The organism is Bacillus cereus group sp. MYBK5-2 (assembly GCF_051915685.1).
Lineage (GTDB): Bacteria > Bacillota > Bacilli > Bacillales > Bacillaceae_G > Bacillus_A > Bacillus_A cereus.
In genome coordinates, this window is sequence record NZ_JBQAFE010000001.1 from 949,600 (window position 1) to 965,944 (window position 16,345).

Sequence of the window (16,345 nt, forward strand, 5' to 3'; positions counted from 1 at the left end):
AAGGGTGCCTATAAAAGGCACCCTTTTTTGGTGGGAAATCATTATTTTTCATGCACCAGCATCGTAACATCATCATTGATCAACGTCCCCACATGTTCGCCTAAACATATTTTCTTCATGACACCAGGCTCATCAAAGTTAAAGACGTGTGCTGGTAAATTGTAGTCCCGGGCAAGCAGTAATGCCGCTTGATCCATGACTTGTATATTTTGTCTAACGACATCATTATAGTTTAGTTTGCTGTACATTTTTGCTGATTTATTATGCTTTGGATCACTTGTAAAGACGCCATCGACCCCTTGTTTTGCGACTAATATGGCATCACTATTCATCTCGATGGCTCTTTGTACACTTGGATAATCTGTTGTCACGAACGGTTGGCCGTTTCCGCCTCCAAAGATAACGATATAACCGTTATCTAAATGGTGGACTGCACGCAAGCGAATGTATGGTTCAGCTACTGCATTAAATGGAATGGAAGTCATAACGCGTACTTCTCTATTTGTTTTACTTGTTAAAACACCGCGAAGCATTAAGCTATTAATGATTGTACCTAACGTACCGATATTATCAGCTTCTACGCGATCAATTCCCCACTCTTCAGCTAGATGTCCCCTAAAAATGTTACCGCCACCGATGACGATGGATACTTCGATACCTAAATCAACAATGGATAAGATTTCGTTTGCGATATGTTCTAATCGTTTGGAGTTAAAGCTATTTCCAGTTTGATCGGCAAGTGCACCGCCGCTTAATTTAATTAAGACACGTTTATATGGTCTCATAACAATTCCCCCTATATAGATCGCAATAAAAAAGGAACAAAGGCGAATGCCTTTGTTCCTTTTTAAGAAAATGAAAAAGAAAAGAAGAAGATAGGACGAATTGCTTTGTATAGTTTTTCATAACATCCACTCCTTTTCATTTTGATTTGTTTTAAGTATATATCTTTTTGATTATACGAAACAATCTGATTACTTATCAAGTTTATTTTATCGTTTTTTAACAAAATGGTGTCAATGAAAAAAAGAAGAAAAATATTTGAATTTTTTGTGACGAACTTGTAGGTTTTTGTATGATTTTGTAGGTTCGCTTATAAGATGTGTGAGTAGCTTTTATAAATTCAAATTGAAAGCGTTCGCATGAAGGGGATGAACATAAATGAAAAAATTCGGATTGGCAACACAAATTTTTGTCGCGCTTGTTTTAGGGATTGTAGTAGGGGCAGTCTTTTATGGCAATAAAACGGCGATTTCTTATATCACACCAATTGGGGATATATTTATTCACTTAATTAAGATGATTGTAGTACCAATTGTTATTTCAGCATTAATTGTTGCGGTAGCTGGTGTAGGAGATATGAAAAAGCTTGGGAAACTGGGCGGTAAGACAATTCTTTATTTCGAAATTATTACGACGATTGCTATTTTAATGGGATTACTTGCAGCGAATATATTCCAACCAGGTACTGGTGTTGATATGAGTAATTTACAGCAAAGTGATATTTCTTCTTATAAACAAACAGCAGATGCAACGGAGAAGAAAGGTTTTGCTGAGACAATTGTTCACATTGTACCAAAAAACGTATTTGAATCGATTGCACAAGGTGACCTATTACCGATTATATTCTTCTCAGTATTATTCGGCTTAGGAGTTGCGGCAATTGGGGAAAAAGGAAAGCCTGTTTTTAACTTCTTTGAAGGCGTACTCGAAGCAATGTTTTGGGTTACAAATCAAGTTATGAAATTTGCACCATTTGGTGTATTCGCATTAATTGCCGTTACAGTTGCAAAATTTGGTGTAGCAACATTACTTCCGCTAGGAAAACTAGTGCTAGCTGTATACGTAACTGTTATACTATTCGTTGTGATTGTATTAGGTATTAATGCACGAATGGTTGGCGTAAACATTTTTACATTAATAAAAATTTTAAAAGAAGAACTGATTCTTTCGTTTACGACAGCAAGTTCAGAAGCTGTTTTACCTAATATAATGAGAAAAATGGAAGAGTTCGGTTGTCCAAAGGCAGTTGCCTCTTTCGTAATTCCGACAGGTTATACATTTAACTTGACTGGATCGGCTATTTATCAAGCGTTAGCGGCATTGTTTGTTGCACAAATGTACGGTGTGCACATGTCACTAACGGAGCAAATAACGTTATTATTCGTTCTCATGTTAACATCCAAAGGTATGGCGGGAGTTCCAGGTGCATCGTTCGTTGTTGTATTAGCAACGTTAGGTTCAATGGGGTTACCACTAGAAGGTATCGCGTTAATTGCGGGAATTGACCGCATTTTAGATATGATTCGCTCATCTGTCAATGTATTAGGAAATGCATTAGCGGCCATTGTTATGTCGAAGTGGGAAGGCGAATTCGATAATGAGAAAGCAAAACAATATGTAGAAACAGTCAAAGAAACAAAAGCAGCATAAGAAATCGTTAAGGAGTGAATAATCATGGCAACATTAACTGAAGTTAAAAATGGTGTTCGAATTGAAAAAGATTTTTTAGGTGAAAAAGAAGTACCAAACTATGCATACTACGGCGTACAAACAATGCGTGCAGTTGAAAACTTCCCAATTACAGGATACAAAATCCATGAAGGCTTAATTAGAGCGTTCGCAATTGTAAAAAAAGCAGCAGCGCTTGCGAATACAGATGTAGGAAGATTGGAATTGAACAAGGGCGGTGCGATCGCAGAGGCTGCTCAAGAAATTCTTGATGGAAAATGGCATGATCATTTCATCGTAGATCCAATCCAAGGCGGAGCGGGTACTTCAATGAACATGAATGCAAATGAAGTCATTGCCAATCGTGCGCTTGAATTATTAGGGATGGAAAAGGGAGACTATCATTATATTAGTCCAAATAGTCATGTAAACATGGCGCAATCAACAAACGATGCATTCCCAACGGCGATTCATATCGCAACATTAAATGCATTAGAAGGCTTATTACAAACGATGGGTTATATGCATGATGTATTTGAATTAAAAGCAGAACAGTTTGACCATGTTATTAAAATGGGTCGTACACATTTACAAGATGCTGTGCCAATCCGTCTTGGACAAGAATTTAAAGCATACTCTCGCGTACTTGAACGTGATATGAAACGAATTCAACAATCGCGTCAACATTTATATGAAGTAAATATGGGGGCAACTGCAGTTGGTACAGGCTTAAATGCAGATCCAGAATATATTGAAGCAGTTGTAAAACATTTAGCTGCAATTAGTGAATTACCGCTTGTTGGTGCAGAAGATTTAGTAGATGCGACACAAAATACAGATGCTTATACTGAAGTATCTGCAGCGCTTAAAGTATGTATGATGAATATGTCTAAAATCGCGAATGACCTTCGCTTAATGGCATCAGGTCCACGGGTTGGCTTAGCGGAAATTATGCTGCCTGCTCGTCAACCAGGTTCATCTATTATGCCAGGGAAAGTAAACCCTGTTATGCCAGAGGTAATTAATCAAATTGCGTTCCAAGTAATAGGTAATGATCATACAATTTGCCTTGCTTCAGAAGCAGGACAATTAGAATTAAACGTGATGGAACCAGTACTTGTTTTCAACTTACTGCAATCGATTAGCATTATGAATAACGGTTTCCGTGCCTTTACAGATAATTGCTTAAAAGGAATTGAAGCGAATGAAGATCGCTTAAAAGAGTATGTTGAGAAAAGTGTAGGAATTATTACAGCCGTGAACCCTCATATCGGTTATGAAGCAGCAGCTCGCGTTGCGAAAGAAGCAATTGCAACAGGCCAATCCGTTCGAGAACTTTGTGTGAAAAATGGTGTATTGTCACAAGAAGACTTAGAGTTAATTCTAGATCCATTCGAAATGACACACCCAGGGATTGCAGGAGCAACTCTTTTAAAGAAAAATTAAAAGAAGAGGGGGACAATCCCCTCTTTTTTGTTTACAATATAGAAATGCTATATATGAATAGAGGTAGGGATGTTATGAGCAAGTTTACAGTAGCTTCTAATGGTGCATTAGAAACAACATTAAGAGGAGCAGAAGTATTATCAACACCACTTTTAAATAAAGGGGTAGCTTTCACACAAAATGAAAGAGAAGAGTTAGGTTTAAAAGGGTTATTACCGCCAGCGGTTTTAACGTTAGAAGAACAGGCACGCCGAGCATACGAACAATTTAGTTCTCAGCCGGATGATTTATTAAAGAATGTATACTTAACTGCGTTACATGATCGAAATGAAGTATTATTTTATCGTATATTAACAGATCATTTACGTGAAATGTTACCGATTGTATATACACCAACTGTCGGTGTAGCAATTCAAAGATATAGTCATGAATATCGTAAACCACGTGGTGTTTATTTATCAATTAACGATCCATCAGGTATTGAAGAAGCATTCACGAATATCGGTGCAACAGCTGAGAACATTGATTTAGTCGTTGTAACAGATGGAGAAGGCATATTAGGAATTGGTGACTGGGGCGTTGGTGGTATTAACATCGCAATCGGAAAATTAGCTGTTTACACTGCTGCAGTTGGAATCGATCCTAGTCGTGTATTACCGGTAATTTTAGATGTAGGTACAAACCGTGAGGAGCTGTTAAACAATCCATTTTATATTGGAAATCGTCACCCTCGTATAACAGGTGAAGCTTACGATGAATTTATTGATACGTTTGTACAAGCGGTAAATAAACAATTCCCGAAAGCACTTTTACATTGGGAAGACTTTAGCTCTCGTAACGCACGAAAAATTTTAGATAAATATCGTCATGATGTTTGTACGTTTAATGATGATATTCAAGGTACAGGTGCAGTTTCACTTGCGGCAGTATTATCGGCAGTGAAAGCTTCTGGTGTACCGCTAAGTGAACACCGCGTTGTTGTATTTGGTGCTGGTACGGCTGGAATCGGTATCGCAGATCAAGTTAGAGATGCGATGGTCCGCGTAGGTGTATCTGAAGAAGAATCATATAAGCGTTTCTGGTGTATTGATCGTAACGGGTTAGTTACAGATAATATGGAAGATCTTCTTGATTTCCAAATTCCGTACGCAAGAAAAGAAGCAGAAGTAAGTGGGTGGAAGCAAAATGATGTGATCGGACTTGCTGAAGTTGTGAAACATGTAAAACCGACAATTTTAATTGGTACATCTACTGTTGCAGGTGCATTTAAAGAAGCGATTATTAAAGAAATGGCTTCTCACGTAGAAAGACCAATTATTTTACCAATGTCGAATCCAACGCCACTTGCTGAAGCGAAACCAGCAGATTTAATCGAGTGGACAGAAGGAAGAGCGTTAGTTGCAACAGGAAGTCCATTTGAACCAGTTACATATAATGGTGTAACGTATGTGATTGGACAATCAAATAATGCACTGATTTTCCCAGGTCTTGGTCTTGGAACAATTGTAGTACGAGCAAGTGTCATGACGGATGGAATGTTCGCAGCAGCAGCTGAAGCAGTTGCAAGTATGGTAGATACAAGTCAGCCAGGAGCACCTATTTTACCAGAGGTCGAAGAATTACGTAATATCTCAGAAATGGTTGCAATTGAAGTAGCTAAAGTTGCAGTTGCAGAAGGTGTTGCAAGAGTGAACTTAAGTGATAACGATATCAAGATGGCAGTGAAAGAAGCAATGTGGAAGCCAGAGTATCGCCAAATAAAAGCGGTAGAAAAGGTTAGAATATAGAAAAAAGCCCGTTTATAACAATAAGCGGGCTTTCGCTTTTACTACTGAAAAAAAGTATAGGAAGTGTCACCTTTGAATTGGAATCAATTATGGAAGAAAGATATGTCCCTTTTAATTATATTAATGGTCGTTGTTCCGATTGCTGGGGAGCTGAACTTTCATCCCTTTAATGATACGTTTCGAGTTAGCTTCGGTACACCGCTATTCTTCTTTTTATTATTATTTTTAAGAAGAGTACCAGCAGGAGTTGCAGGTATTCTTGTTGGTATATCTGTAGTCTTATTCCGAGTATGTCTTGACTGGATCATGCAAGGTTCATTTCATATGACAGAATCATTTTATTTGCGTTATCCTGTGTTCTTCTATTATTTTATTTATGGCAGTTTTTTTTCGCTTTGCAGGGTAAATAAGTTCCATCAGAAACCAATCATTATTGGATGCCTTGGAATTTCAATTGAAATTGTTGCAAGTATGTCAGAACTTGCGTTTTATCACATGTTAGTACTAGGTACAACAATAACGATTTCTGAAGTAAATAAACTCATCATTATTGCTATTTTTCGTAGTTTCTTTGCACTTGGTTTTTTAAATATGATGAATTTATATGAAACGAAATTAAAAGAATCGCAAGTTCGAAAAGAAAATGAAAATATGTTAATGCATCTTTCTAATTTATATGTGGAATCTGTTCATTTGAAAAAGACGTTACAAAATGCGGAGTTAATTACACAAGAAGCATATCAACTATATCGAAATTTACAAGTAAGCGCTGATTCAAGTAGTAAAACAGCATTGAAAATAGCGGGGGAAGTGCATGAAATAAAAAAGGATAATCAAAGGATATTTGCAGGATTATCTAAACTGTTATTAGATAAAAATGTGGCTGAATATGTAGAAGGACATGAGTTAGCAGAAATGATTGTTAGAATAAACGAGAAGTATGCTGAAATGCTAGAAAAGGATATACGTTTTTCTAAACATATAGAAGGTGAGCATGCTGCATACCACGTGTATACAGTTCTATCAATTTTTAATAACCTCGCTGCAAATGCAGTTGAAGCAATTGAAGATAAAGGTGTCGTTATTGTTAAGCTATATAAAAGAGATCAACATATATTTTTTGAAGTAATTGACGATGGACCTGGTATTGCACAAAAGTATAAGAAATTAGTATTTAAGCCAGGATTTACTTCCAAGTATGATCAAACGGGAACACCGTCAACTGGTATTGGGCTTTCTTACATAAATGAAATGGTAACAGAGCTAGGCGGAGAAGTGAGATTAGAAGGCCGAGAAAATAAAAGAGGATGTAAGTTTATCGTTTGTTTACCAGAGGGTAGTTTAAAGCGGGAAGGGGAATAGATTTGTTTTATTATATCGTAGACGATGATGAAGTTTTCCGTTCGATGCTTTCGCAAATTATTGAAGATGGAGATCTTGGAGAAGTAATTGGTGAGGCGGATGACGGAGCTTTTATTGAAGCGGATCAACTAAATTTTAAAAAAGTAGATATTTTATTTATTGATTTGTTGATGCCGATGAGGGACGGAATTGAAACAGTTCGTCACATTGCGTCAACTTTCACGGGGAAAATCATTATGATTTCTCAAGTGGAATCGAAGCAGCTTATAGGTGAGGCATATACACTTGGTGTAGAATATTATATTACAAAACCATTAAATAAAATCGAAGTTGTATCTGTTGTACGCAAAGTGATGGAGCGTATTAGATTGGAGCGTTCTATACATGATATTCAAAAATCATTGAATAACGTGTTTCAGTGGGAAACACCGCAATTGCGTACTGAATCAGTGCAAGAAGGAAAAAAGATAGGGGATTTAGGGCGCTTTTTACTATCAGAACTCGGTATTGCGGGGGAGAATGGAAGTAAAGATTTACTTAGTATGCTGGAATATTTATATGGGCAAGAAAAGGCACAGACATTTGAGTTTGGCTTTCCTGCGTTAAAAGAAATTTTTCATCATATTACGATAAGGAAATTAGGGAATCTAGCTTTAGAGGCGGATATTGATAAAGAGAAAAAAGCGTCTGAACAAAGAGTACGTCGAGCAATTTATCAGTCGTTAAATCATTTGGCTTCTTTAGGATTAACAGACTTTTCAAATCCAAAATTTGAAAGCTATGCTCCAAAATTTTTCGATTTTACCGTAGTTAGAAAACGGATGACAGAAATGACGAAAGATGAACTCGCATCTTCTGGTCATACGCGAATTAATACGAAGAAGTTTATTCAAGTGTTGTATTTTGAGGCGAAGAGGTTGATGGAGATAGAGTGAAGAAGATGCTTATAAATAAGCATCTTCTTTTGTTAAATCAACATTTTATATTTTCTCGTGGAGCATGTAAAATGTTAAGTAAGAGAAAATGGTTTTATATTAAGGAAGTGTCAAAGCGATGAGTTTCACATTGAATAAATCGATTATTAAAGAAGTGTGCGGAGAGACCTCATATAAAAGAGGTGAAGCCTATTATAAATCAAATAAAGTGATAATAGATCATTACGATGAAAATAAAGAAATTTGTGAGGCGACAGTAAAAGGGAACGAGGATTTCCGTGTTACAGTAGAAAAAGCTAAAAAAGGTGATATTGTTGCAAAATGTAGTTGTCCTTCATTAGCGTCTTTTCAAACGTACTGTCAACATGTTGCAGCAGTATTAATACAAATAAACTATAATCAACAAACAGGTGGAATGAGTTCCGCTAATAACAGAAACGATCAATTGACAAGTGGTATGTTTCAGCTGTTTGCGGACAAACCACTGAGGCCAAAAAGTAAACAACACCGTTTTGATACACGTGAAATATTAGATGTTGAGTTTATATGTACACCAGTAGCTACGAGAAGTGGTGGGGCTCTACTTGGAATTCAATTGAAACTTGCCAAAGTGTATTTCATAAATTATATTAGAGAATTTCTTTCTAAGGTGGAGAAAAGAGAGTCTTTTCATTGTTCAAATGAATTTACATATACACCAGATGTACATAGTTTTAAACAAGAAACAGATGCGATTATTCAGCAGCTCATTAAAATGTATCATAATGAAAAAATGTATGAAGATACGCTAGAAGTACATGCGAAACAAGATGAAAGTATGATATTTATACCACCAGCTTCATGGAAAGATATGCTCTTTTCACTTTCTAAAGTTGAATATGTACAGCTGAAACAAAATGAACAACTGTTTCAGGGATTACAAGTTTCAAAAGGGTTGTTGCCGTTACACTTTGAATTTACGAAGGGAAATAATGGCGGATTTACACTTCATATAGATGGTCTAAATCGTGTACAAGTTATGGATATGTATAACAATGCACTTTATGGTGGGAAATTATATCACTTACACATTGAAGATTGTATGCGACTTATTGAATTACAAAAGATGATGAGTCGCTCAAATAGTAATCAGTTTTATATTCCAGAAAGTAAGATGGAACATTTCGTCGCGAAAGTTGTACCAGGATTAATGAAGCTCGGAACTGTACACATTGATGAAGTAATATCGGATCGTGTTGAAACACCTTCGCTAAAAGCGAAATTGTATTTAGACCGCGTGAAAAATCGCTTATTAGCAGGTCTTGAATTTCACTATGGGAACGTCATGATTAATCCGCTAGAAGAGGATGGACAGCCGTCTGTTTTTAATCGTGATGAGAAAAAAGAAAAAGAGATTTTAGACATTATGAGTGAAAGTGCCTTTGCAAAAACAGAAGGCGGTTACTTTATGCATAATGAAGAAGCTGAGTATAACTTTTTATATCACGTCGTGCCAACATTAAAAGGTTTAGTTGATATTTATGCGACGACAGCAATCAAATTGCGAATTAGTAAAGGGGATGCAGTTCCTCTTATTAGAGTAAGAAGAAAAGAAAGAATTGATTGGTTGTCATTTCGTTTTGATATAAAAGGAATACCAGAAGCAGAAATTAAAGGTGTATTAGCGGCCCTTGAAGAGAAACGTAAATATTATCGATTGGCGAATGGTTCGTTTTTATCGCTAGAGAGTAAAGAGTTTAATGAAATTAATCAGTTTATAAAAGAATCAGGTATTCGGAAAGAATTTTTACATGGAGAAGAGGTAAATGTTCCGCTTATTCGAAGTGTAAAATGGATGAACGGACTTCATGAAGGTAATGTTTTAAGTTTGGATGATTCTGTTCAAGAGTTAGTAGAAAACATTCAAAACCCGAAAAAATTAAAGTTTGCTGTGCCAAATACTTTAAATGCAGAAATGAGAAAGTATCAAGTATATGGGTTCGAATGGATGAAAACACTTGCTCATTACCGTTTTGGGGGTATTTTAGCAGATGATATGGGACTTGGAAAAACGTTGCAAAGCATTGCTTTTATAGATTCTGTTTTGCCTGAGATTCGAGAAAAGAAACTGCCTATATTAGTCGTTTCACCATCATCTCTTGTTTATAATTGGTTTAGTGAATTGAAAAAATTCGCCCCGCATATTAGAGCTGTTATTGCAGATGGAATTCAAGCAGAGCGCCGGAAAATTTTGAAAGATATAACAGAATTTGATGTTGTAATTACGTCATATCCATTACTGAGAAGAGATATAAGATTGTATGCAAGACCATTTCATACACTATTCCTTGATGAAGCGCAGGCGTTTAAAAACCCTACAACGCAAACGGCAAGAGCTGTGAAAACAATTCAAGCTGAATACCGTTTTGGGCTAACGGGTACACCTGTAGAAAATTCATTAGAAGAGCTATGGTCTATCTTCCATGTCGTCTTCCCAGAATTATTACCAGGAAGAAAAGAGTTCGGTGATTTAAGGCGTGAAGATATAGCGAAGCGAGTGAAACCATTCGTATTAAGACGATTAAAAGGAGACGTATTAAATGAGTTACCAGAGAAAATAGAGCACTTACAATCATCGGAGTTATTACCCGATCAAAAGAGTCTTTATGCTGCTTATTTAGCGAAGTTAAGGGAAGAAACGTTAAAGCATTTAGACAAAGATACGTTACGTAAAAATAAAATTAGAATTTTAGCTGGTTTAACGAGATTGCGACAAATTTGTTGTCATCCTGCTTTATTTGTTGATGATTACAAAGGAAGTTCAGCTAAATTTGAACAACTGTTAGAGATTTTAGAGGAATGTAGAAGTACAGGAAAGAGAATATTAATTTTTTCTCAATTTACGAAGATGCTTTCCATTATTGGTCGTGAGTTAAATCGCCAAGCAATTCCATACTTTTATTTAGACGGGAGCACACCAGCACAGGAACGTGTAGAGCTGTGCAATCGGTTTAACGAAGGAGAAGGGGATCTATTTCTCATTTCTTTAAAAGCTGGTGGTACCGGACTTAATTTAACTGGTGCAGATACAGTAATATTATACGATTTATGGTGGAATCCTGCTGTTGAACAACAAGCGGCCGATAGGGCGTATCGAATGGGACAAAAAAATACAGTGCAAGTTATAAAGCTAGTAGCTCAGGGAACAATTGAGGAGAAAATGCATGAACTGCAAGAAAGTAAGAAAAATTTAATCGCTGAAGTGATTGAGCCGGGAGAAGAGAAATTGTCCTCAATCACAGAGGAAGAAATTCGAGATATTTTAATGATTTAATATAAAAAAGCTATGCCTTCAAATTTATGAGGGCATAGCTTTTTTGTTGTAATAATTATATTTTGTTTTGTACAAAGTAAAGAAATCAAATGTTATTTAAATTACTTCTTTGTACCTTTACTTTTGTAGGGTTTGGCAGCTGCCTTTTTCTTTGCACTTGATTGCCAACGGTTCCATCCTTTACTTCCTGTACCTTGTCCTACACCTTTTTTCGGTTTTGCTTTCGTTTTACTCATATGATCACTCCGTTATATAAAAATCTTATTTGATAATAGTCAATGATTTAGAAAATACTCTTTATAAATGACTATGATTGCTTTAAGTAAAAATAAACTGCTTGAATGCTATAGTATAACATGAATTTGCAAGTAAACTGAAAGGAATTATAAAGAAAATGAAAATAATAAGAAATACTGCAGATTCTATATTCCGAACGATCACATTAATTGTTGTGTATACGTTAGTTTCGGTCAGTGAAACATTTTTGGGATTGACGAGGCAGAAAAAGTAAAGATGTTAAATTAACAACAATCAATAAAGCCGTAAAATAAAGAATTGAAAAATATTTTAAAACTTTTTGTTGACTTTCTTTATTTTTTGTATAGAATAATCATTAATAAAATGTTTCAGAGATGTGACAACAAAACGACTATGAAAGGACGAGTAGTAGTAGGACGTAGTTTAAGCGAGTCAGGGGTGGTGTGAGCCTGATACGAAGCCTATTATGAAGAACCTCCTGGAGTTGCTAACCGAAATCCTTTATAGGAAAGTAGACTTAGCCGGGAACTTCGCCGTTACAAGAAGAACAGTATCGAGATATTTCATCTCCGTATTGTATAAGTGAGCAACCTCTGTTGCTAATTTGGGTGGTACCGCGGAACCAAAGCCTTTCGTCCCAGTTTTTTGGGAAAGAAGGGCTTTTTTTGTTGGCTTCTTTTTACAACATCCAAACATTTTAGGAGGAAACCACCATGTATCAATCATTAATGACAGTAAGAGAGACTCAAATCGCAATTAAGGAAGTTAAAACATTTTTCGAGGACCAATTAGCAAAACGCCTTGAACTATTCCGCGTATCTGCACCATTATTCGTAACGAAAAAATCAGGATTAAACGATCACCTAAACGGTGTAGAACGTCCAATTGAATTTGATATGTTACATTCAGGAGAAGAATTAGAAATTGTTCATTCACTAGCGAAATGGAAACGATTTGCATTACATGAATACGGATATGAAGCTGGTGAAGGTTTATATACAAACATGAACGCGATTCGTCGTGATGAAGAACTTGATGCAACGCATTCCATTTATGTTGACCAATGGGATTGGGAAAAAATCGTTCAAAAAGAATGGCGTACTGTTGAATACTTACAAAAAACAGTACAAACAATTTATGGAATATTCAAAGATTTAGAAGATCACTTATTTGAAAAATATCCGTTCCTTGGAAAGTATTTACCGGAAGAAATTGTTTTCGTTACTTCTCAAGAATTAGAAGATAAATATCCAGAATTAACACCGAAAGATCGTGAACATGCAATTGCAAAAGAACACGGTGCAGTCTTCATTATCGGAATTGGTGATGCACTTCGTTCAGGTGAAAAGCATGACGGACGCGCAGCTGATTATGACGATTGGAAATTAAACGGTGACATTTTATTCTGGCACCCAGTACTACAATCTTCATTTGAGTTATCATCAATGGGAATTCGTGTTGATAGTAAATCACTTGATGAGCAGTTAACGAAAACTGGTGAAGACTTCAAACGTGAGTATGATTTCCATAAAGGTATACTAGAAGACGTACTACCATTAACAATCGGCGGTGGCATTGGACAATCAAGAATGTGCATGTACTTCTTACGTAAAGCACATATCGGTGAAGTTCAATCTTCTGTATGGCCTGACGATTTACGTGAAGCTTGCAAGAAAGAAAACATTCATCTGTTTTAATAGAAGTGAGGGAATAGCTTAAATATAGAGCTATTCCCTCTTTTTTATAAAACATTACTTATTTATTACCGAGTTCTTCCGCTAAACCGATTAAAATTCCTTCGACTCCACGAATGTAGCAGAGACGATACGAGTTCTCGTACTGAACTACTTCGCCAACGAGCTCTGCACCATGCTTAGTGAGTCTAGATACCATTTCGTCAATATCTTGAACGGTGAACATGACGCGTAGATAACCGAGGGCGTTTACAGGAGCTGTTCGGTGATCTGCTATAGTAGGAGGGGTGAGAAATCGCGAAAGTTCAATTCGGCTGTGGCCATCTGGAGTGACCATCATAGCGATTTCTACGCACTGAGAACCGAGTCCAGTTACGCGACCAGCCCATTCACCTTCGACATTTGCTCGACCTTCGAGATTCAAGCCAATCTCCTCAAAGAAAGAGATTGCGTTATCAAGGGATTCTACAACGATGCTGACATTGTCCATTCGTAGTAATTTGTTTTTTGCCATAGTCTTATCTCCTTATGTATAAAAGTTTATTATTTAATTATCCTCATAAGTATACTATTAAGTAGTTACAAATTCCTTTCAGTCAAAAACACCTTGTCACAGTATAGGAAAATGTGACAAGGTGTTTTTTAATATATCATATAGCATCTTGTTAACGAATAGCTTTTTATTTAATAGGAAGGAAGTAGATTAATATGTTTTTTTTATAAGCGTTACTAAACATATCAAATTAGCTCATTTGCACGAAAGGCTCAATTTTCGCCATAAATGATTGATGCAGCGCCTCAACGCCTGTTACTAAATGAAGGCGGTCAATAACGACAGACACTTTAATTTCTGATGTACTTACCATTTTAATATGAATATCTTCTTCTTTTAAAGTAGTGAACATATTTGCAGCGACACCTGGGTTAGATACCATGCCAGATCCTACGATTGATACTTTTGCTAAATGATTTTCATATTCTACTGCTTCATAGTGAAGTGCCTCTTGATTTTGTTCCAATACTTCTAATGTTTCTCTTAAATCATTAGAATAGATGGAGAAGGAGAGATGAACAGTTCCTTCATTTGTAATACTTTGAATGATGATATCTACATTAATATGTGCCGCTGCTAATGTAGAGAAAACAGTTGAAAGTGAACCTTGTTCTAATCCTTTCACTGTGATGCGTGTAATATTATCTTCAAATGCAATACCTTTAACGATTGATTGTTGTTCCATGTTACATTCTCCTTTTACAATTGTTCCGTTTTCTTGTTCCATACTTGAGCGAACTTCTAAAATGACATTATGATTTTTAGCAAACTCAACAGCACGCGGGTGTAATACACCAGCACCGAGGTTTGCAAGTTCTAACATTTCGTCATAAGAAATTTCATCTAATTTATAAGCATCTTTTACAACTCGTGGATCCGTCGTATATACGCCGGTCACATCTGTGTAAATATCACATTTTTTTGCGTTTAGTGCAGCAGCTAATGCGACAGCAGTTGTATCAGAACCGCCTCGTCCAAGCGTTGTAATTTCAAAATCTTCACTGACTCCTTGGAAACCAGCTACAATAACAATCGTACCTTCAGCAAGATAAGATTGAATACGCTCTGTATGAATGTCAGTAATCCGTGCACTACTATGTACAGATTCTGTCGTAATACCTGCTTGCCACCCTGTTAATGAAATTGCATGATAGCCTTTTGCTTGCAGTGCCATTGTTAATAATGAAATAGTTACTTGTTCTCCTGTAGATAGAAGCATATCCATTTCACGTTTACTTGGATTTTCTGTGATAGCGTTAGCGAGTGCGACAAGTTCATCTGTGCTTTTTCCCATTGCTGAAACGACAGAGACAATGCTATGACCTCGTTCATATTCTTCAATAATTAAATTTGCTACATGTTGAATGCGTTCGACGCTTCCGACAGAAGTGCCACCGAATTTTTGAACAATTGTTTCCATTACAGATTCCTTCTTTCGTCTATTTTTAAGAATAGATTAGGAAATATATAAATCCCAATACTCCTGTAGTTACCAGAAAGACAAACAAAAAACACCATCTCAAATAAGTGAGGATGGTGCTGTTACAGGAAAAGGGAAACAGAAAACGGAGCTAATAAAAAAACCGCCAAAAAAGGAATATCATAAAAAATGATATCTCTTTTTTGTAGATAGCTCTTCATACGTACACGTCTGTACATATGACAGTTCTGTTTCTATTCGAAAACAGCCCCAATTGATAAATGCAGAGAAACTTATCAATTTCGGCAATACTTCCTTTCATCTAAGTTCATAGACATCTCTGTGTCTCCATTAGAATACTCATAAGTATCGCAACCTCTATCTCACGTTTTAGGCGAGAGTGTTTGATTTATGAAGTTGTTGGTAACATTTGTTTTATAATAATTTAAATTTTTCGGGGAATCAAGTGTTTTATATATATTTTAAAAATTCTTTCTTTTTTCTGAGGAAGTTTGTGAAAAATGTAGCAAAATAAATTCATTGCATGTACATTAAACTTATAGTGCATAGGAGGTGGGAGAATGAAAAGGAAACAGCCTATTTATGTTGCGACAAAAATGAACACGACGATAGGAAAATTATGGGAATATACGCAAGAACCAGCTATACATACAGAGTGGGATGCTCGCTTTACTGAAATTTCGTATTTAGAGAAAAAAGAAGGAGAACCACAGAAGTTTTTGTATAAAACAAAGATTGGATTTGGGCTTGAAATAGCTGGAGAAGGGGAATCAATAGGTGAAATAAGAAAAGATATTTTAATGCAGTTATGCAATTGGATGGAAACGAAAATGAAATTGTAGATTATTTTGGCGAACCACATTTACTCGTTTCTACACTGCATTTTCATATCGATGAGTTAGGGGCAATGCATATTTCTTCAAAGAAACAATGGTTTTATATGTTTGGAAGAAAAATGCCGTTACCAAAATTTTTGTATGGTGAAGCAAAAATTGTTGAAAGTTATGATGCAACACTACAGTGTTTTCGAATTCATGTACAAGTACGAAACCCGTTAATTGGCTCGCTTTTTTCATATAAGGGAACATTTGTGGAAAGGAAATAA

General features: G+C 36.1%; 11 protein-coding genes, 2 pseudogenes, 1 riboswitch and 1 other annotated feature. Of the genes and pseudogenes, 9 read left to right on the plus strand and 4 right to left on the minus strand.

From position 1 onward, the window contains the following. Nucleotides 1–41 precede the first annotated feature (41 nt). Entirely contained in the window at nucleotides 42–785 is a 744-nt protein-coding gene (pyrH, locus tag ACTFP3_RS05190) for a UMP kinase (protein WP_001248059.1), read from the minus strand. A gap of 376 nt (nucleotides 786–1,161) precedes the next feature. On the opposite strand from pyrH, the gene ACTFP3_RS05195 reads away from it, so the two are divergent. The 6 genes from ACTFP3_RS05195 (at nucleotide 1,162) to ACTFP3_RS05220 (ending at nucleotide 11,294) form a co-directional block, all read left to right on the plus strand. Beyond that, entirely contained in the window at nucleotides 1,162–2,433 is a 1,272-nt protein-coding gene (locus tag ACTFP3_RS05195; RefSeq protein ID WP_000713291.1) for a cation:dicarboxylate symporter family transporter, read from the plus strand. Nucleotides 2,434–2,457: 24 nt separating this feature from the next. Then, entirely contained in the window at nucleotides 2,458–3,897 is a 1,440-nt protein-coding gene (aspA, locus tag ACTFP3_RS05200) for an aspartate ammonia-lyase (protein ID WP_000224194.1), read from the plus strand. A gap of 74 nt (nucleotides 3,898–3,971) precedes the next feature. Beyond that, complete coding sequence (gene malS, locus ACTFP3_RS05205; RefSeq protein WP_157797739.1) at nucleotides 3,972–5,684, plus strand: oxaloacetate-decarboxylating malate dehydrogenase; 1,713 nt, start codon at nucleotides 3,972–3,974, stop codon at nucleotides 5,682–5,684. Nucleotides 5,685–5,747: 63 nt separating this feature from the next. Then, complete coding sequence (locus tag ACTFP3_RS05210) at nucleotides 5,748–7,046, plus strand: ATP-binding protein (RefSeq protein WP_440009517.1); 1,299 nt, start codon at nucleotides 5,748–5,750, stop codon at nucleotides 7,044–7,046. Nucleotides 7,047–7,048: 2 nt separating this feature from the next. Further along, a complete protein-coding gene (locus ACTFP3_RS05215; protein ID WP_326035981.1) occupies nucleotides 7,049–7,981 on the plus strand; it encodes a response regulator in 933 nt (310 codons plus the stop codon). A gap of 118 nt (nucleotides 7,982–8,099) precedes the next feature. After that, nucleotides 8,100–11,294 carry an SNF2 helicase associated domain-containing protein gene (locus ACTFP3_RS05220; protein WP_440009520.1) on the plus strand — a complete coding sequence of 1,065 codons (3,195 nt, stop codon included), beginning with the start codon at nucleotides 8,100–8,102 and terminating at the stop codon, nucleotides 11,292–11,294. A 101-nt stretch (nucleotides 11,295–11,395) separates the two neighbouring features. On the opposite strand, the gene ACTFP3_RS05225 is transcribed toward ACTFP3_RS05220, so the two are convergent. Next, complete coding sequence (locus ACTFP3_RS05225) at nucleotides 11,396–11,530, minus strand: DUF3934 domain-containing protein (protein WP_000047588.1); 135 nt, start codon at nucleotides 11,528–11,530, stop codon at nucleotides 11,396–11,398. A 406-nt stretch (nucleotides 11,531–11,936) separates the two neighbouring features. Further along, nucleotides 11,937–12,195, plus strand: a binding site (T-box leader). A gap of 70 nt (nucleotides 12,196–12,265) precedes the next feature. Here ACTFP3_RS05225 and asnA point away from each other — a divergent pair. Beyond that, nucleotides 12,266–13,249, plus strand: coding sequence for an aspartate--ammonia ligase (gene asnA / locus ACTFP3_RS05230; protein WP_000284917.1), 984 nt, complete (start codon nucleotides 12,266–12,268; stop codon nucleotides 13,247–13,249). Between the two features lie 58 nt (nucleotides 13,250–13,307). Here the strand turns inward: asnA and ACTFP3_RS05235 are convergent, their stop codons facing one another. Continuing rightward, a complete protein-coding gene (locus tag ACTFP3_RS05235) occupies nucleotides 13,308–13,760 on the minus strand; it encodes a VOC family protein (protein WP_048657255.1) in 453 nt (150 codons plus the stop codon). Nucleotides 13,761–13,989: 229 nt separating this feature from the next. Beyond that, entirely contained in the window at nucleotides 13,990–15,219 is a 1,230-nt protein-coding gene (locus ACTFP3_RS05240) for an aspartate kinase (RefSeq protein ID WP_440009523.1), read from the minus strand. Between the two features lie 202 nt (nucleotides 15,220–15,421). Then, nucleotides 15,422–15,608, minus strand: a riboswitch (Lysine riboswitch). A 192-nt stretch (nucleotides 15,609–15,800) separates the two neighbouring features. Here ACTFP3_RS05240 and ACTFP3_RS05245 point away from each other — a divergent pair. Next, a pseudogene (locus ACTFP3_RS05245) lies at nucleotides 15,801–16,079 on the plus strand (hypothetical protein); the annotation flags it as partial. After that, nucleotides 16,022–16,345 (plus strand): annotated as a pseudogene (locus tag ACTFP3_RS05250) (DUF4166 domain-containing protein); the annotation flags it as partial. The pseudogenes ACTFP3_RS05245 and ACTFP3_RS05250, both read left to right, overlap by 58 nt.

Excerpts from the sequence above, each read along its gene's own strand:
- ACTFP3_RS05225 (WP_000047588.1), bottom strand. The coding sequence starts at position 11,530 with ATGAGTAAAACGAAAGCAAAACCGAAAAAAGGTGTAGGACAAGGTACA.
- ACTFP3_RS05240 (WP_440009523.1), bottom strand. The coding sequence starts at position 15,219 with ATGGAAACAATTGTTCAAAAATTCGGTGGCACTTCTGTCGGAAGCGTC.
- ACTFP3_RS05220 (WP_440009520.1), top strand. The coding sequence starts at position 8,100 with ATGAGTTTCACATTGAATAAATCGATTATTAAAGAAGTGTGCGGAGAG.
- ACTFP3_RS05195 (WP_000713291.1), top strand. The coding sequence starts at position 1,162 with ATGAAAAAATTCGGATTGGCAACACAAATTTTTGTCGCGCTTGTTTTA.
- asnA (WP_000284917.1), top strand. The coding sequence starts at position 12,266 with ATGTATCAATCATTAATGACAGTAAGAGAGACTCAAATCGCAATTAAG.
- malS (WP_157797739.1), top strand. The coding sequence starts at position 3,972 with ATGAGCAAGTTTACAGTAGCTTCTAATGGTGCATTAGAAACAACATTA.
- aspA (WP_000224194.1), top strand. The coding sequence starts at position 2,458 with ATGGCAACATTAACTGAAGTTAAAAATGGTGTTCGAATTGAAAAAGAT.
- ACTFP3_RS05235 (WP_048657255.1), bottom strand. The coding sequence starts at position 13,760 with ATGGCAAAAAACAAATTACTACGAATGGACAATGTCAGCATCGTTGTA.
- pyrH (WP_001248059.1), bottom strand. The coding sequence starts at position 785 with ATGAGACCATATAAACGTGTCTTAATTAAATTAAGCGGCGGTGCACTT.